The 15,816-nt window shown below is 58.4% G+C and carries 13 protein-coding genes; 6 read left to right on the top strand and 7 right to left on the bottom strand.

Annotation, left to right across the window (positions count from 1 at the left end; genetic code table 11):
- Positions 1-8 precede the first annotated feature (8 nt).
- Positions 9-1,001, bottom strand: coding sequence for a polysaccharide deacetylase family protein (locus QE435_RS09855; RefSeq protein WP_349041231.1), 993 nt, complete (start codon positions 999-1,001; stop codon positions 9-11).
- 140 nt (positions 1,002-1,141) lie between these two features.
- Between QE435_RS09855 and QE435_RS09850 the strand changes: the two genes are divergently transcribed.
- The 4 genes from QE435_RS09850 to QE435_RS09835 all read left to right on the top strand — a co-directional run bounded on the left by QE435_RS09850 (position 1,142) and on the right by QE435_RS09835 (position 4,893).
- Positions 1,142-1,726, top strand: coding sequence for an NnrU family protein (locus tag QE435_RS09850; protein WP_349041230.1), 585 nt, complete (start codon positions 1,142-1,144; stop codon positions 1,724-1,726).
- A gap of 157 nt (positions 1,727-1,883) precedes the next feature.
- On the top strand, positions 1,884-2,555 hold the full coding sequence (locus QE435_RS09845; RefSeq protein ID WP_306933828.1) for a tetratricopeptide repeat protein: 672 nt from the start codon (positions 1,884-1,886) through the stop codon (positions 2,553-2,555).
- A 128-nt stretch (positions 2,556-2,683) separates the two neighbouring features.
- Positions 2,684-4,108 (top strand): ribosome biogenesis GTPase Der, encoded by a 1,425-nt coding sequence (gene der, locus QE435_RS09840; protein ID WP_309771506.1) that lies wholly within the window; start codon positions 2,684-2,686, stop codon positions 4,106-4,108.
- Positions 4,109-4,284: 176 nt separating this feature from the next.
- Positions 4,285-4,893: a DUF2026 family protein gene (locus tag QE435_RS09835; protein WP_349041229.1), complete on the top strand. Its 609-nt coding sequence runs from the start codon at positions 4,285-4,287 to the stop codon at positions 4,891-4,893.
- Between the two features lie 268 nt (positions 4,894-5,161).
- Here the strand turns inward: QE435_RS09835 and QE435_RS09830 are convergent, their stop codons facing one another.
- Together QE435_RS09830 and QE435_RS09825 are read right to left on the bottom strand one after the other, a co-directional pair.
- Complete coding sequence (locus QE435_RS09830; protein WP_349041228.1) at positions 5,162-6,211, bottom strand: bifunctional monoglucosyl/glucuronosyl diacylglycerol synthase; 1,050 nt, start codon at positions 6,209-6,211, stop codon at positions 5,162-5,164.
- Between the two features lie 234 nt (positions 6,212-6,445).
- The gene (locus QE435_RS09825) at positions 6,446-7,363 is read right to left on the bottom strand and encodes a sugar kinase (protein ID WP_349041227.1); all 918 of its coding nucleotides are present in this window, start codon (positions 7,361-7,363) and stop codon (positions 6,446-6,448) included.
- A gap of 180 nt (positions 7,364-7,543) precedes the next feature.
- Here QE435_RS09825 and QE435_RS09820 point away from each other — a divergent pair, with 180 nt between their 5' ends.
- Positions 7,544-9,205: an alpha-glucosidase family protein gene (locus QE435_RS09820; RefSeq protein WP_349042833.1), complete on the top strand. Its 1,662-nt coding sequence runs from the start codon at positions 7,544-7,546 to the stop codon at positions 9,203-9,205.
- A 24-nt stretch (positions 9,206-9,229) separates the two neighbouring features.
- Here the strand turns inward: QE435_RS09820 and QE435_RS09815 are convergent, their stop codons facing one another.
- The 3 genes from QE435_RS09815 to QE435_RS09805 all read right to left on the bottom strand — a co-directional run bounded on the left by QE435_RS09815 (position 9,230) and on the right by QE435_RS09805 (position 13,303).
- On the bottom strand, positions 9,230-10,183 hold the full coding sequence (locus tag QE435_RS09815; RefSeq protein ID WP_349041226.1) for an HD-GYP domain-containing protein: 954 nt from the start codon (positions 10,181-10,183) through the stop codon (positions 9,230-9,232).
- Between the two features lie 140 nt (positions 10,184-10,323).
- Positions 10,324-12,033, bottom strand: coding sequence for an adenine deaminase (gene ade, locus QE435_RS09810; protein WP_349041225.1), 1,710 nt, complete (start codon positions 12,031-12,033; stop codon positions 10,324-10,326).
- A 163-nt stretch (positions 12,034-12,196) separates the two neighbouring features.
- Positions 12,197-13,303: an ABC transporter substrate-binding protein gene (locus tag QE435_RS09805; protein WP_306933815.1), complete on the bottom strand. Its 1,107-nt coding sequence runs from the start codon at positions 13,301-13,303 to the stop codon at positions 12,197-12,199.
- A gap of 306 nt (positions 13,304-13,609) precedes the next feature.
- Here QE435_RS09805 and QE435_RS09800 point away from each other — a divergent pair, with 306 nt between their 5' ends.
- The gene (locus tag QE435_RS09800; protein WP_349042832.1) at positions 13,610-14,779 is read left to right on the top strand and encodes a DUF3095 domain-containing protein; all 1,170 of its coding nucleotides are present in this window, start codon (positions 13,610-13,612) and stop codon (positions 14,777-14,779) included.
- A gap of 151 nt (positions 14,780-14,930) precedes the next feature.
- On the opposite strand, the gene QE435_RS09795 is transcribed toward QE435_RS09800, so the two are convergent.
- Complete coding sequence (locus QE435_RS09795; RefSeq protein WP_116492093.1) at positions 14,931-15,248, bottom strand: metalloregulator ArsR/SmtB family transcription factor; 318 nt, start codon at positions 15,246-15,248, stop codon at positions 14,931-14,933.
- Between the last annotated feature and the right edge of the window lie 568 nt (positions 15,249-15,816).

The following is a 15,816-nucleotide window of genomic DNA, read 5'->3' as shown; positions in this document are numbered from 1 at the left end:
AGCCGTCCTTACCCTTCGGACTTTTGCTTCCGCCGCGCGTCTATGATCGGCATGGCCTCTTCATAGCTGACGCAAGCAACATCGTCCTTCTTGCAGACTTCGCGCAGCAAGCGCTCATAGGCGTTCCAATAGGCGCCGCCATTCATCTTGACGAAATGGAAGCCGAGCTGGAGGGGAATGCGTTCGCCTTCATATTGCTTGTCGAAGGCGGCGCGGAAGGCCTTGTAGGCGCGTTCTTCGAATTCTGCTGACTTGGCGGGCGTTTCGATTGCCATGGAATGTCGGACGAAGAGGTTGTAATCCATGGCAATGATCGGCCGGTCGCCCGGTCCTTCGGGGATCAGCGGCAGGCCGAAATGCTCAATGCCGTCCTTGCGGACCGGCCAGGCCGGTCCTTTCGTGATGCTGGTCGCGTCGAAGACGAAGCCGTGTTTTTTCTGCGCGGTGGTCAGTGCATCGCTCTGCGACAGGTATGGCGCGCGAAAGCCGTTGATCCCGCGCACGAAATCATGCCAGCCCTGCGGCTCCTCGTCCTTCTTGCCGATGGCCGCCCAGGCATTTTCCAGCGCGCTGGTGAAACTGGTGAATTCCGCGTCCCATTGATCCGCCGTCCAGTTGCCACCATCGAAGTGGCCGCAGGTGTGGTTGGCGATTTCGTGGCCTTCCTGGTGGGCGTCCCAGATGTGGTGCAGACGCGTCGCGACTTCTTCCACCGACTGGCCGAAGCCGACATTGGAGCGGCCGAGCTTCTGGCCGGGACCCTGATAGCTCTTGGCACTGGTCTTCCGATCCATCACCAGCGTGCAGGCGAGGAAGTAGGTGAAATGGGCGCCGACCTCCTTGGCGGTCGCGCGGCTTCTCGCCCAAAGCGCATTGTCGCCCGCGCCATCGAAGGACACCAAAACGAGTTGCTTCGGCTTTGCCGCACCCTCGGCAGCCTGCGCATAGGCTTGCGGCACGCAGGCAAGAGACAGGGTGATGACGGCAAGCGAACGCAACATGAGGGAACCACGCGGAATTTTTAAAAGCGGCCCTTTTGCTCTCGGATTAAGGCGAAGCTTTGATTTGACTGGCTTTTCCTGTGGTTTAGCCATAACTCATTGTCAAAAGATTATCTTCCCTTCCGCGCAAGGACGTCTCCATGCTTCTGCTCGTCGTCTCCCTCATCCTGTTCTTCGCCACCCATTCTCTCAGGCTTGTTGCGCCGGGGCTTCGTGCGCGCCTGATCGATAGTCTCGGTGAAAAGCCCTTCAAGGGCGTCTATTCGCTGGTCAGCATTCTTACCATCGTCTTCATTGCCTATGCTTTCAACGAGGCGCGGCAGGTGACGGGCATGCTCTACTATCCGCCTGTCTGGATGGCCCACATCGCCGTCACGCTGATGCTGTTTGCGGTGATCTGTCTTGTGGCAAGTGCCCTGCCGGCCGGGCACATCGTAACGAAGACCAAGCATCCGCTGATACTGTCGGTGAAGATCTGGGCCTTCTCGCATCTGCTCGCCAATGGAGAGACCTCCTCCGTCATCCTCTTTGCCTCCTTCCTTGCCTGGGGTGTGGTGATGCGGATCTTCCTCAAGCGCCGCGCCCGCGCCGGCGAAAATCTCGTTCGTCCGTTTGTTTCGGCGCGCTACGATGTGATCGCCGTTCTCCTCGGCATCGTGCTGTGGGTTGCTTTCATCTGGAAGCTGCACGAATGGTTGATCGGCGTCCAACCGATTGCGATGTAGGAAACTGACGTTTCCCCCTTACATCTCAAGGAAAATAGGCTAGAAGGCCCACCAATAAATGTGGTGGGCTTTTTTCGGTCTGCCGCAACAGGGTTGCCTTGGCATGTCCGCAGACCGATCGGCTTTTCGCCTTCCGGTGCGGGTAACGGAGAATTCGATGGCGCACGAGAATGACAGCTTCATCCGCGAAGTGAACGAGCAGATCCGCTCCGAGAAGTTGAGCAACTTCTGGGGTCGTTACGGCGCGATCGTGATTGGTGCTGCGGTTCTGATCGTTCTGGCTTCCGCTGGTGCTGGTATCTACGAATACTGGAGCAATAGCCGTGCCTCTGCCTCCGGTGACCAGTTCGCCAGCGCCTTGAAGCTTGCCTCCGAAGGCAAGAATGATGAAGCGCTCAAAGCTCTGACCGATCTCGAAAGTGCTGGCCACGGCTCGTATCCGATCCTCGCCAAGTTTCGCGCCGCAACGCTGCTCGCGCAGAAGGGCGACGCCGCTGCCGCCATCGCTGCCTTCACCGCCATCGGTAACGACACCAGCGCTCCACAAATTTTCCGTGACATGGCGAAGGTGCGTGCGGCTTTTCTTCTGGTCGACAACGGCACGTACGAGCAGGTCTCGGCACAGGCGGAAGCGCTTTCGGCCGACGGTCAGCCGCTGCGCAACTCCGCGCGTGAGGCGCTTGGTCTTGCCGCGTACAAGGCCGGCAATTTCGCCCAGGCAAAGCAGTGGTTCGAACTCATCACCGGTGATTCTCAGGCGCCGCGCAATGTGGCGAACCGCGCGCAGATCATGCTCGATAATATTGCCGCATCCGGCAAGGCAGCGTAAATTCTCATTTCCTGCAGCGCATGGCTTGTCCGAGGGATGGCCGAGAGCTGTAAAGGTTTTCTGTTGAAGGCGTCGGACCGGAGCCCATTGGGTTTCCGGTCCGACGCTATAGAAGTTAGGGCACTATCATGACCTTCACCGTCGCCATCGTCGGACGTCCGAATGTCGGCAAATCCACGCTGTTCAACCGTCTGGTTGGCAAGAAGCTGGCGCTCGTGGACGACACGCCGGGTGTTACCCGCGACCGTCGTCCGGGTGACGCGAAACTCGTGGACCTGCGTTTCACCATCATCGACACCGCCGGTCTCGAGCAGTCCGCGCCGGAGACGCTGCAGGGGCGCATGTGGGCGCAGACGGAAGAGGCGATTGAGGAAGCCGATCTGACGCTCTTCGTCGTCGACGCCAAATATGGTCTCACACCCGCCGACGAGACGCTGGGCGAAATGCTGCGCCGTCGTGGCAAGCCTGTGGTGCTCGTTGCCAATAAATCCGAAGCGCGTGGCTCGGATGGCGGCTTCTACGATGCCTATACGCTGGGTCTTGGCGAGCCATGCCCGATTTCCGCCGAGCACGGGCAGGGCATGATCGATCTGCGCGATGCCATCGTTGCCGCCATTGGTGAAGATGTCGCCTTTCCGCCGGAAGACGGTTTCGAAGAGGCCGAAACCGACGTCGTCCTTTCCAGCGAAGAGGAAGAGGACGAAGATTACGAGCCCGCCTATGACGACACCAAGCCGCTGCGCGTGGCGATCATCGGTCGTCCGAATGCCGGGAAGTCCACGCTGATCAACCGCTTTCTCGGTGAAGACCGTCTTCTGACCGGCCCGGAAGCGGGCATTACCCGTGACAGTATCTCGGTCGAATGGGACTGGCGTGGCCGCACCATCAAGATGTTCGACACGGCTGGCATGCGTCGCAAGGCGAAGGTCACCGAGAAGCTGGAAAAGCTCTCAGTGGCGGACTCGCTGCGGTCCATCCGCTTTGCCGAGACCGTCGTCATCGTCTTCGATTCCACCATTCCTTTCGAGAAGCAGGATCTGCAGCTCGTCGATCTGGTCATTCGCGAAGGCCGTGCAGCGGTGCTGGCCTTCAACAAGTGGGATCTGGTCGAGGATGCACAGGCGTTTCTCGCCGATTTGCGTGAAAAGACCGAGCGGCTTCTGCCACAGGCACGCGGCATTCGCGCCGTTCCGATCTCCGGCCAGACCGGCTACGGCCTCGACCGGCTGATGCAGAATATCATCGACACCGATAAGGTCTGGAACCGTCGCATCTCCACTGCCAAGCTCAATCGCTGGCTGGATATGCAGGTCACCCAGCATCCGCCACCGGCCGTATCGGGCCGTCGCCTGCGCCTGAAATACATGACGCAGGTGAAGGCACGACCACCGGCCTTCATGATTTCCTGCACGCGGCCTGAGGCTATTCCAGAATCCTATACGCGCTATCTGGTCAACGGTCTGCGCAAGGATTTCGATATGCCGGGCGTGCCGATCCGGGTGCATTATCGCGGGTCGGACAATCCGTTCGAGCACAAGGCGAAGAAGCGGTAGTCAGGGGGGTTCCTCGCTGAGGGCCGCCTCAAGCACTCCGTCATCCTCGGGCTTGACCCGAGGATCTACACGCATCCGGAACCAATGGATCCTCGGGTCAAGCCGAGGATGACGGCGGAGGGAAGGCTAGCGCATCCTCCTCAATCTGCCCCTGCACTTACTTCAGGTCAAACATCATGCTGATCAAGCAGAGCGATTATCATCGCATCTATCGCGTCATCAACAGTCTACTTCTCAACGAGAATGCCGATCCGGCGACGGCGTCGATGTATTTCAGCACGTTTGGCGCCTTCATTCTGGAGCACCACTACAAGGTGAAGGCGAAGCCGAAGGGTGGGCTTGCGGCCTATAATCTTGGCGGCACGATGCTGCTCTTCGCCGATCATCGCGAGGACGGCCATGTGACGGGCGCTGGCGAGAACTTTCATTGCTGGGTGGAAGCGGATGGCTGGGCGATCGATTTCATGGCGCCTGCTTTTCCGCAAGCGGCACATGGTCTCTCGGTTCCGGCGAAGATGTTCCAGAAGCCCTTGTCGTCCATGGCTTCCTCCATCAACGAGCTGTCGCAGTCGGGCGATTTCTTCTTCAAGCATGAGGCAGATGCGATGGCGCAGCGCTTCGCCGATTGGCGCAAGCATGGGATGATCGGCGATCTGGCCTCTATCGCCGCGGGCTGGTTTCGCAAGTCTCCCAAGCAGATGCAGAGCGAAATTTCCGTCAGCGACAGCAATGGCAAGAGCCGGACGATCCCGCTTGCGGGAAACGCGCTGAACGGCGCTTGGTGATCTAAAGCATGGTCCACGCAAAAGTGGTCAGCAGTTTTGCGATAACGGCATGCGATCAAACAAAGATCTAAAGCATAAGGGCCGAATCTCAAGATCGCGACACGCTTTACAGAGAATAGGACGGCCTGCGTAACCTCGCGGCAGCCGCCTGACGTCAATCAGCAGCCCGACCCCGTTCTAAAGATAACGGCAGTCGCGTCCTGACGCCTTCTGACAGCAATGCGCCCGTGCGTCCACTGAAAATGCAGGCCGCTTGCGCGTAATCCCCTCACATTGCATGCGCCGCACAGAAGCCGGGAAGGCCGCTTGTGGCGGCGGCCGTCACGTTATCCAGAAACTGACGGGATGCCTTTTCCCAGGAATAGTTGCGGGAGACGGCAAGGGCTGCCTCCGGGGAACAATCGAGCGCGGCAAGGCAGGCCTTGCGGAGATCCACGTTCAGGGCACCCGCCTTCGGATGGCCGCCGATAATATCGAGCGGACCGGTGACCGGAAAGGCTGCGACTGGGACGCCGCTGGAGAGTGCTTCGAGAATGGTGTTGCCGAAGGTGTCGGTCTTGGACGGGAAGACGAAGACATCCGCCTGCGCGTAGGCTTTCGCCAGATCCTCGCCGGTCTTCACGCCGGTGAAGAGCACGTCGGGATATTTCTGCTGAAGCTCGGCGCGTGCCGGTCCATCTCCCACGACAACCTTGGAGCCCGGCAGATCGAGATCGAGAAAGTCCGGCAGGTTCTTTTCGACCGAAACGCGGCCGATGGTCATGAAGATCGGACGGGGGAGGCCGAAGGGGCGCTCTTCCTTTTGTCTTGGGCGGAAGAGCTTGGCGTCGATGCCGCGGCTCCAGCGTTTGAGGTTTTTTACGCCTTTGGATTGAAGCTCCGTCTCAAGGCTTGGCGTTGCCACCATGCAGGCGCTGCCGCCATTGTGGAACCAGCGCACGAAGGCGTAGAGCCAGCTTTTCGGGATGGGGAAGCGGGCCGCCACATATTCGGGAAAACGGGTGTGGTAGCTGGTGGAGAAGCGCATGCCGTGCTTGATGCACCAGCGGCGCGCCATGAAGCCGAGCGGACCTTCGGTGGCAATATGGACGTAGGACGGCTGGCCCTTTTCGATTTCCTTTGACACCCGCCGATAGCTTGCGACCGAAAGGCGAATTTCCGGATAGGTGGGGCAGGGCACGGAATGGAAGTTCTGCGGCGTTACCATACAGACGTCCACGCCCATACGCTCCAGTTCGGCATTGGTGTTCTCGATGGAGCGTACGACGCCGTTGACCTGTGGATGCCAGGCATCCGTGACGATGGTAATTCTGGTCATGCTGTGCCGACCCTCGCGCTTGCGACTCCCGGTGATCCACCGGCCTTCGCGTGTATGCGACAGGCGTGTTACAGCATCATGTCACAGCCTATCCAAGAATTGCTGCTGGTCACCTGCAAATGGCGATTTCTGCGCTTCCGGTGCTCACGTACGCTAGTACGCTGCGCTCCGGTTCTCGAAATAACCATTTTCGTCAGACCAACGACAATTCTTGAATAGGCTGTCGGCGGCGTTTTACGTCCTGGGCAGCAGATCCGGGCTGATGAGAGCGCCGTGGTGGCCGATGACGGTGGCGGCAGCCTTGGCGGCAAAGGTGGCCGCTTCCTGTGGCGTGCTGCCGGTGACGAAGCGGGAGAGGAAGGCGCCGTTGAAGCTGTCTCCGGCGCTCGTCGTATCCACCACCTTTACGGCTTGCTCTGCGGGCGCATGGCTGCGCTCACCGCCGAAATCGAGTGTCGCGCCTTTCGCGCCATCTTTCACAACGATATTGGCAACGCCGAGCGCACGGTAGCGGGCAATGGTCGCCTCTACATCGGTGTCGCCAAAGTTACCGGCCTCGTCATCGAAGCTTGGCATGACGAGCGTGGCAGCGCGCGCACCATTGGTGATGGTTTCCAGCATGATGTCGCGGTTGGCCCACAGGCGCGGGCGGATATTGGGATCGAACACGACCTGTTTTCCAGCTGCCTTGGCGCGGCGCAGTTCGGACAGGAAGGTCTCGACCGCGATTGGGTTGGCGAGAATGGCAAGGGTAATGCCGGAGAAATAGACGATGTCGGCAGCCTCGATGGTCTCACGCAAATGATCGGCGTCTGCCGCTAGCTGGCGTGCGGCAGCGGTGCTGCGCCAATAGCTGAAGGTGCGCTCGCCGTCTTTCAGATTGATGAGGTAAAGGCCCGGCGTGCCGCCCTGGATACGGGAGATCTGCTGCGTGCCGATGCCAGCGCTCTCGATGAAGGATAGCATTTCCTGCGAGAGCGGATCGTCGCCAAGGGCAGTGAAATAATCGACGGACCAGTCCTGCGGCAGGCAGGCGCGTGCATACCAGGCGGTGTTCAGCGTGTCTCCGGCAAAGCCCTTGCGCAGCAGGCCGTCGCCCGCTTGCGAAAGCTCCACCATGCACTCGCCGATCGAAAGAAACCGTCCACTCACTGCACTCTCCTCCTGTCGTCTGACGCTTCGCCATTACGACGCCACGGCCCGGCTTGCAAGGGCGGCGAAAGCCGATTGAAGGGGCTATCTCATAATCAACCGGCATTCACCGTTTACGGATCAATCGGGGCTTTATATGGTTGGACAGCTTCACTTCGGAGATCCTTCATGCCGCAAGCCATGTCTACCACCGGACACAAAGTTCATGACGCAGACTGGTGGAGGGGAGCGGTCATATACCAGGTCTATCCACGCTCCTTTCAGGACACGACGGGTGATGGTTTCGGCGACCTTGCGGGCATCACGAAGCATCTACCCTATATCGACGCACTCGGTGTCGATGGCATCTGGCTATCGCCCTTTTTCACCTCGCCGATGGCGGATATGGGCTATGATGTTTCCGATTACTGCAATGTGGATCCGATGTTCGGGACGCTTGCGGATTTCGATGCGCTGATTGCCGAGGCGCATAAGCTCGGACTGAAGGTCATTATCGATCAGGTCATCTCGCATACGTCCGATCAGCATCCTTGGTTCAAGGAAAGCCGGACCAGCCGGACCAATGCGAAGGCGGACTGGTATGTCTGGGCAAATCCGAAACCGGATGGCACGGCGCCGACCAACTGGCTCTCGGTTTTCGGTGGACCGGCCTGGGAATGGGATGGCGTGCGCAAGCAATATTACATGCACAACTTCCTCGGCTCGCAACCGGACCTCAATTTTCATAATCCGGATGTGCAGGACGCGCTTCTGGACACCGTCAGATTCTGGCTCGAGAGGGGCGTGGACGGCTTCCGTCTGGATACGGTCAACTATTACTTCCACGACAAGCTGCTGCGGGACAACCCACCGCACGAACCGGATAGCGATGAGGCCGGTCTCGATGCGCCGGACGTCAATCCTTATGGCATGCAAAGTCATCTTTATGACAAGACACAGATCGAAAACCTCGCCTTTCTCAAGCGCTTCCGCGCTTTGCTGAATGAGTATGAAGGCCGCATGACGGTGGGCGAGGTGGGAGATGGCGCCCGCTCGCTGAAGACCGTTGCCGCCTATACGGCGGATAACGACAAGCTCAACATGTGCTACACGTTCGACCTGTTGGGGCCGGATTTCACCGCCAGCCATATTCGCGGCGCAGTCGACGGTTTTCAAAAGGCGGTCACCGATGGCTGGGTCTGCTGGGCCTTTTCCAATCACGACGTCATCCGTCATCTGAGCCGCTTTGCCGAAAATGTGGACGAGCAGACCCGTGTGGCAAAGCTTGCGATCGGCGTGCTGGCGTCACTGCGCGGTTCCATTTGCCTGTATCAGGGCGAAGAGCTGGCGCTGACGGAAGCCGATCTTGCCTTCGAGGATTTGCGCGACCCATACGGCATCCGCTTCTGGCCGGCGTTCAAGGGTCGCGACGGGTGCCGCACGCCGATGGTGTGGGAAACGGGCAAGCCGCATGCCGGTTTCACCACTGCCGAAAAGCCGTGGCTGCCGGTTCCTTACGCACATGCCATGCTGGCGGCGGATGGGCAGGAGCGGAAGCCGGATTCGGTTCTCAATCACTATAAGGCGATGCTGGCCTTCCGCCGCAGCCATGCGGCGCTTCGTGACGGCGACATGGCGTTTCTCGAGACCAATCAGGATCTGCTCGTCTTTACGCGGGAGAAGAATGGTGAAAGCCTGCTCTTTGTTTTCAACCTGACGCGTCAGCCAGCCGATTTCCGCCTGCCGCCGGAGCTTCGTGCGGTCGAGCATCTGGCATTGCCCGGATTCGATCCCGCGTTCGATATCGATACGGTGAAGCTGGAACCGCTGGACGCATTCTGCGCACGGATCGAACGATCGTAATCGCTCAGATCATTGACATAGGTCTTAGAGAAGGCCCTTCGTCATTTCGGTGTCGAGGCTGAGAATGAAGCGGCGCAGCAGTGTTCTGTCGAACTGTTCTTCGCGATCCATCATCCAGGAGAGAGCGTGTTGTGCCGACCAGCCCTTCTTGTAGGATCGGGCGGATGTCAGTGCATCGAACACATCGCAAATCGTGCTCATGCGAACCTCTGGACTTATCCGCGTGCCGGAGAGGCCCTGCGGATAGCCTTTGCCATCGATACGCTCATGGTGGGAGCGGCAGATTTCGAGCACGAGTTCAGGCATGTCCGACTGCTTTTTCAGGATCTCGTAACCAAGCTCGGGATGCTGCTCGATCTGCACGCGCTCATCCGCGTTTAACGGCCCCTGCTTGTGCAGAATCTGTTTCGGGATGGCGAGCTTGCCGACATCGTGCAACAGTCCTGCGACACAGAGGAGCTGGACGATTGACTCGTCCATTTCCATCGAGCGAGCGAAGTGCACCATCAGCGCCGCGACGGAGAGCGAGTGGACGAAGGTGGCGGTATCCTGCGAGCGCAGGCGCGATATGCCGATGAAGAGCGAAGGATTTTCGTCCATCGTCCTGCCAATATCGTCCGACAGCGGAGCGAATGCCGCGACACTGACATCCTGACCGTCAAAAACTCCCTGGATCAGCCCCTTGGCTTCCTCAGACTGGTGATTGATCGCCTGGGCAATTCGCAGCTTTTCCTGCCTTGTGGCATTTCGCAACGTTTTCTGCTCGGATACGATGGTGTCGCTTGCTCCGCGCGGCTTGCCAAGCGCGGTGTTGATGAACACACCGCTGACATTGCCATTGACGATCGCGGCCAGTTGTTCGGCAGTTTTCAGCAGAAAGCGGCGGCCCATTGCAGGATCGTCGCGCCACGGGCCTTCGATTGCCTCGACAAACATCCCGATCTTAAGCTGTTTCTTGTCGATTCGCTTTATAACCAAGGGCAGCTCCGCTTGTGACGATCACTACAGAAGAGCAGGACCTAGTCTAATAAAGGTAATACAGTATCACGATTGCGTAAAGTCGAAGTAGAGGCGCACTATATCTGCGTTGGTTGCTTTTTTAGCGGCCTCTAACGACACTATTTTGCATCGCCACCAATAAGCTGAAAAAGATCGACATCCACCAGGCCTTTATCGGAAATCTTCAAATGTGGAATGACGGGCAGCGGTAAAAACGCAACCTGCAGAAAGGGCTCTTCCAGCGTGGTCCCGAGCGCATAGGCCGCTTGGCGCAGGGTGTGCAACGTGTCGCGTACGGTCTCATAGGGCTCCAGGCTCATGAGGCCGGCAACGGGCAGCGCGATCTCGCCGGTGATCTTGCCGTTTTCCGCCACCACGAAGCCGCCCTTGATCTCGCCGAGGCGATTGGCGGCGAGCGCCATGTCATCCTCGCTCACACCCACCACACAGATGTTGTGGCTGTCATGTCCGACGGTGGAAGCGATGGCGCCCTTCTTCAAGCCGAAGCCCTGGACGAAGCCATTGGCGTGATTGCCATTCTTGCCGTGCCGCTCGATCACCGCCACCTTGATGATGTCGTTGTCGAGATCGACCGTCGTCTGGTTACCGTCGCTTGGCAGTTTGAAGCGGCGATGCTCGGTGATGATCTTGCCCGGCAGGACGCCGAGAACGGATGTCTTGCCTTCCGTCACCGGCACGCCGAAATGAGCGGCAAGCACCGGCCTTGCCTTGACGCTGTCGAGACCGACGGGAGCGACCGGTTTGCGGGTGGAAAAAAGCTCTGGCGTCACGCGCCTGCCGGCGGAGAAGACCATATTGGCCTTGCAGTTCTGCAGCGTGTCGATCACCACCAGATCGGCGCGCCAGCCGGGCGCGACGAGGCCGCGATCTCGCAAGCCAAAGGCTTTCGCTGCCGAAATCGATGCGGCGCGGTAGATTGCCAGCGGCTGTACGCCATTGGCGATGGCAGTGCGGATCATATAGTCAAGATGACCCTGTTCGGCGATGTCGAGCGGATTGCGGTCATCGGTGCAGAGCGCCAGATAGGGCGACAGGCGTTCGGTGATGATCGGCATCAGCGCGTGCAGGTCTTTCGATACAGATCCTTCACGGACCAGAATATGCATGCCCTTGCGAATCTTTTCGAGCGCCTCCTTGGCGCTGGTGCACTCATGCTCCGTGCGGATGCCAGAAGACAGATAGCCGTTAAGCCCCATGCCGGAGAGAAGCGGCGCGTGGCCGTCGATATGCTGGCCTTGAAACGCTTCGAGTTTCGCCATGCAGATCGGGTCTTTGTGGATCACGCCGGGAAAGTTCATGAACTCGGCAAGCCCGATGACCTTTGGATGATCGCGGAAGGGCAGGAGCTTTTCAATCGGCAGATCGGCGCCAGCGGTTTCCAGATGGGTGGCGGGCACGCAGGAAGAGAGCTGCACGCGGATATCCATGATCGTCTCGATCGAGGAATCGAGGAAGAACCGGATGCCCTCCGTGCCGAGAACATTGGCGATTTCATGCGGATCGCAAATCGCGGTGGTGACGCCATAGGGCAGGACGCAGCGGTCGAACTCATGCGGCGTGACGAGCGACGATTCAATGTGAAGATGGGTGTCGATAAAGCCCGGTACGACGATCTTGCCGGAGATGTCGATCTCCTCGACGCCGTGATAGGTCTCGCAGGTGCCAACGATCGTATCGTCACAGATCGCAATGTCGGAAACGACCAGTTCACCCGTGACAAGATCGAAGAAACGCCCGCCCTTCAGAACGATATCCGCTTTCTCCCGTCCCGTTCCCTGGTCGATCTTGCGTTCGAGTTTCGATACCACGCGTCACCTCATGTCGATTCTGTGTCTTTGGATAATTAAGCCTGGAAAGAGCGTTCCATGCAAAAAGAAAACCGGGCGCGTTGCGCGCACCCGGTCCGATCAGTTTGTGTTTCGGTTATGGTCACCATCCTCGCGCTCGGTCAGCGGAAGAGGGCGTCGATCCTTACTCTGCCGAAACGATCTTGCCACCCTGCCACTTGTAGAGCGAGAAGGCCTGCGAGGTCAGGTCGCCCGTTTCGCCGTAGGTCAGTTTGCCGATGGCGGTCGGGATCGGCTCCCCACCCTTGAGGGCCGTAGCGACCGCTTCGGAATCCTCTGCAGAGCCCGCCTTTTCAATGCCGGCTTTGAGCACTTCCACGGCGGCGTAAGCGTTCAGAGTGAAGGCTTCAGCCGGGATGTTAGCAGCCTTCAACGCTTCGGCGGCGGCCTTGGAGTCTGCGCTCTTCGTTGCGTCAGCAGCATTGGTGAAGATGGTGCCATCTGCCGCGGTGCCGCCGATATTGGCGAATTCGGAGTTGGAAAGGCCGTCACCGGCAATGACGGTCGCCTTCGCGCCGATGTCATGCAACTGGCGGACCAGAAGACCGGCTTCCGGGTGGTAACCGCCGAAATAGACGACATCCACGCCTTGAGACTTCAGACGCGCAGTGAGCGCGCTCAAATCCTTCTCGCCGGGCGTCAGCGCGTCATACAGGACTTCCGTCACGCCGCCGGCATTCAAGGTCTTTTTGAAGGCATCCGCGAGACCCTTACCGTAAGCGCCCTTGTCGTGAATGATGGCGATCTGACGATCCTTCAACTGAGCCAGAACGAACTTGGCAGCGACCTCGGCCTGCTGGTCGTCACGACCGCAGGTGCGGAAGATGTTTGTGAGGCCGCGGTTGGTCAAGTCCGGTGCCGTTGCCGTTGGCGTGACCATGACGACGCCGTTTTCAGCAAAAACGTCGGAGGCCGGAATGGCAACGCCCGAGGTAACCGGGCCGACGACGAACTTGATGCCATCTGCAACCAGCTGGTTGGCGGCGGAAACGCCCTGCTTGGGTTCGCCGGCGTCATCGGCGAGTTTCAGCACGACCTTCTCGCCGAGAATGCCGCCGTTCTTGTTGATGACGTCGACGGCAGTCTGCGCGCCATTCTTCACCTGATCGCCGTAAGCGGCAACTGGACCGGTGAGAGGTGCGATAAGACCGATGACGATCTCGGCATGCGCTGCAGGTGCAAAGGCCACGGAGGCGAGAAGCGCCAGGCCGGTCAAAATCTTGGTTTTCATTCAATTTCTCCTTGGGTTGGGCGTATCGCCCGATTCGACCCGGCGTCGGCAACGCACTCGCAGAAATGAGGCGCCGTTCGTCGGGCAAAGGAGTGCCGTTTCACATTTGAATTCCGTACCCCAGTCTTCCGTTGTGACAAGGCGATGGCCATTTAGCAAGCCGCGTTTGATCTGGAACCGGTCCGTCAACGTAAAAGCATTTGTAAAAGCTATGTGATTGCCGTCCCTGGGTGGACGCATTGTTTGCTATGCGACAGAGAGCGATCGAGACTGGCTTTTTCATCAGGCGGGGAGGATATTATGACGATGCGATCGTCCGATGAAGAATTTCTGTCCTACCTGCCTGTCTTCCGGCATTTCGAAGATGTCGCTGAGCCGGAGCTCTATCGTCCTCTTCCCGATGGCTGGGCGCTGGCGCTTGCCGACATTGTCGACTCCACCGATGCCATCGCGCAAGGCCGATACAAGGCGGTCAATATGGCAGGTGCCGGCGTCATCTCAGGCATCCTCAATGCCTTGGACCGCCATGATCTGCCTTTTGTCTTCGGCGGCGATGGTGCGGCTGTCGCCGTGCCGCCGCAGGCAATCGAGGCATCGCGTACCGCACTTTCGAAAGTCCGGCGGTGGGTGAGCGAGGATCTAGATCTCACGCTGCGTGCGGCACTGGTGCCGGTGACGGAGATCAGGGCGCATGGGCTGGATGTCCGCGTCGCACGCTTTCAGGCGAGCGACGACGTGTCCTATGCGATGTTCTCCGGTGGCGGCAACAATTGGGCCGACATGCAGATGAAGGGCGGGCACTATCTCATCGACGAGGCGGAAGCGGGCGACAGGCCCGATCTTTCCGGCCTGTCCTGCCGATGGAATCCCATAGAAGCGCGATATGGCTCGGTGGTATCGATCATCGCCACCCCACGTGCGGGTGGAGACATGGCAGCCTTTCGCCGGCTCGTTGCCGATATCGTCACACTTGCGAATGAAGATGGTCGCGAAGGCCATCCCGTGCCCGTTGAGGGACCGGCGCTCGGCTTCATCCGTGAGGGGCTGGTGATGGAGGCCAAAGCACTCTCTGGCTTCGGCGATCGTGTCTCCCAGTTTCGCAAAGGCTGCTGGGTGGCTTTCCAGACCGTTCTGATCACGGTGCTCTACTGGTTGCGAAAGCCGGTCGGTCGCTTCGATCCTGTTCAATACAAGACAACCGTCGCAAGCAACACGGACTTTCGCAAGTTCGACGACGGGCTGAAGATGACGATCGATGTGGATGCGGACCGGCTTTCCCGGATCAAGGCACGGCTGGAAGGTGCGGAGCGTGACGGCGTCTGCTTTTACGGTTTGCATGAGCAGGATGCGGCTCTCATGACCTGCGTCGTTCCATCGCCGCTGTCACGTGATCATATGCATTTTGTCGATGGGGCTGCTGGCGGCTATGCGCGCGCGGCGCAGATGCTCAAAGAGCGTTCGGCGTCATCAGTCTGAACGTTGGATGTGGTGCTTGGCATTCGAGTGAGCGCTAAATACACGCTCTAAAGCGGGTCTAAATCTTTCAAACCCGCTCTTCACGCTTCCGTTTTATCGCATGTCGTTATCGCAAAGCCGCTGCACAGTTTTGCGCGGACAATGCTTTAGATCACGCGGCGGACTTGCTGTCGCTCTGTGCGCAATAGATTTCTTCAAGCGACGCCAGGATCTTCTTCACCGAGTCCGAGGTGCTGGAGTAGTAGATCGTCTGTGCATCGCGGCGCGTCTTGACGAGGCGCTGTGCACGAAGCTTGGAAAGATGCTGAGACAAGGCCGACTGGCTGAGGCCAACCTGTGTTGCCAGAACGCCGACCGGAACTTCACCTTCGACCAAGCTGCAAAGAATCATCAGCCTTTTGGGATTAGCCATGGCCGACAGAAGCCCTGCTGCAACATTAGCTTGGTCTGATAAGGTCTGCGTCGTCATTTCCAGTCTCCTAAATTCGAAGCCGCCCCTGGCTTTCTTGTCCGGCAACGAATTGCCCCATGCGTCAAGTTTTACCAACATGGTCGCGAGACTGTATATACCTAAATCTAAGGTAAAGGTCACGCTTTATTAGATGTGTCGTAATTTAGCGTCTATTTATCCGACTGTGTCATTTTTGAGTATTATTTTCTGCTAAAAATGGCAAGTAATGCAAAATAAGAAATGATTATAGTCAAATTTGGTTGAAAATAATCTTTTTTTATTCTTGGTAATTCTGACTATCGCAGTCATATTTTTACCCTGAAACTCGGTGGGTGCCAAATCTAGTAATCTGGATGCTCCGAATCGAGGGAAAAGTAAGCAGTGCTTGCCCCGTTGAATATGCGCACCTTTGGATATTGTGGTATTGAGATGACGCCATTCTTCGTAATGGCCCATTCGTCTAGCGAATCAGTGGTATCAGCCAATTCCTCGGCTGGTTGTTTTCCAGCCGAGGTGATCCTCGAAGCGCCTGGCGATCGTTCAGATCGCTCCTTTCGCGGTCAGTTCTCTGTTTTACCGCCTGTCG

The organism is Agrobacterium sp. SORGH_AS 787 (assembly GCF_030819035.1).
GTDB classification, from domain to species: Bacteria; Pseudomonadota; Alphaproteobacteria; order Rhizobiales; family Rhizobiaceae; genus Agrobacterium; species Agrobacterium larrymoorei_B.
Note: the sequence above shows the minus strand (reverse complement) of the source record. Positions and strands in the feature narration are given on the sequence as shown.

Coding starts and splice junctions, on each gene's coding strand:
- QE435_RS09830 (WP_349041228.1), bottom strand. CDS start 6,211: ATGACCAGAATTACCATCGTCACGGATGCCTGGCATCCACAGGTCAAC.
- QE435_RS09855 (WP_349041231.1), bottom strand. CDS start 1,001: ATGTTGCGTTCGCTTGCCGTCATCACCCTGTCTCTTGCCTGCGTGCCG.
- QE435_RS09795 (WP_116492093.1), bottom strand. CDS start 15,248: ATGACGACGCAGACCTTATCAGACCAAGCTAATGTTGCAGCAGGGCTT.
- QE435_RS09820 (WP_349042833.1), top strand. CDS start 7,544: ATGTCTACCACCGGACACAAAGTTCATGACGCAGACTGGTGGAGGGGA.
- QE435_RS09850 (WP_349041230.1), top strand. CDS start 1,142: ATGCTTCTGCTCGTCGTCTCCCTCATCCTGTTCTTCGCCACCCATTCT.
- QE435_RS09805 (WP_306933815.1), bottom strand. CDS start 13,303: ATGAAAACCAAGATTTTGACCGGCCTGGCGCTTCTCGCCTCCGTGGCC.
- QE435_RS09845 (WP_306933828.1), top strand. CDS start 1,884: ATGGCGCACGAGAATGACAGCTTCATCCGCGAAGTGAACGAGCAGATC.
- der (WP_309771506.1), top strand. CDS start 2,684: ATGACCTTCACCGTCGCCATCGTCGGACGTCCGAATGTCGGCAAATCC.
- QE435_RS09835 (WP_349041229.1), top strand. CDS start 4,285: ATGCTGATCAAGCAGAGCGATTATCATCGCATCTATCGCGTCATCAAC.
- QE435_RS09800 (WP_349042832.1), top strand. CDS start 13,610: ATGCGATCGTCCGATGAAGAATTTCTGTCCTACCTGCCTGTCTTCCGG.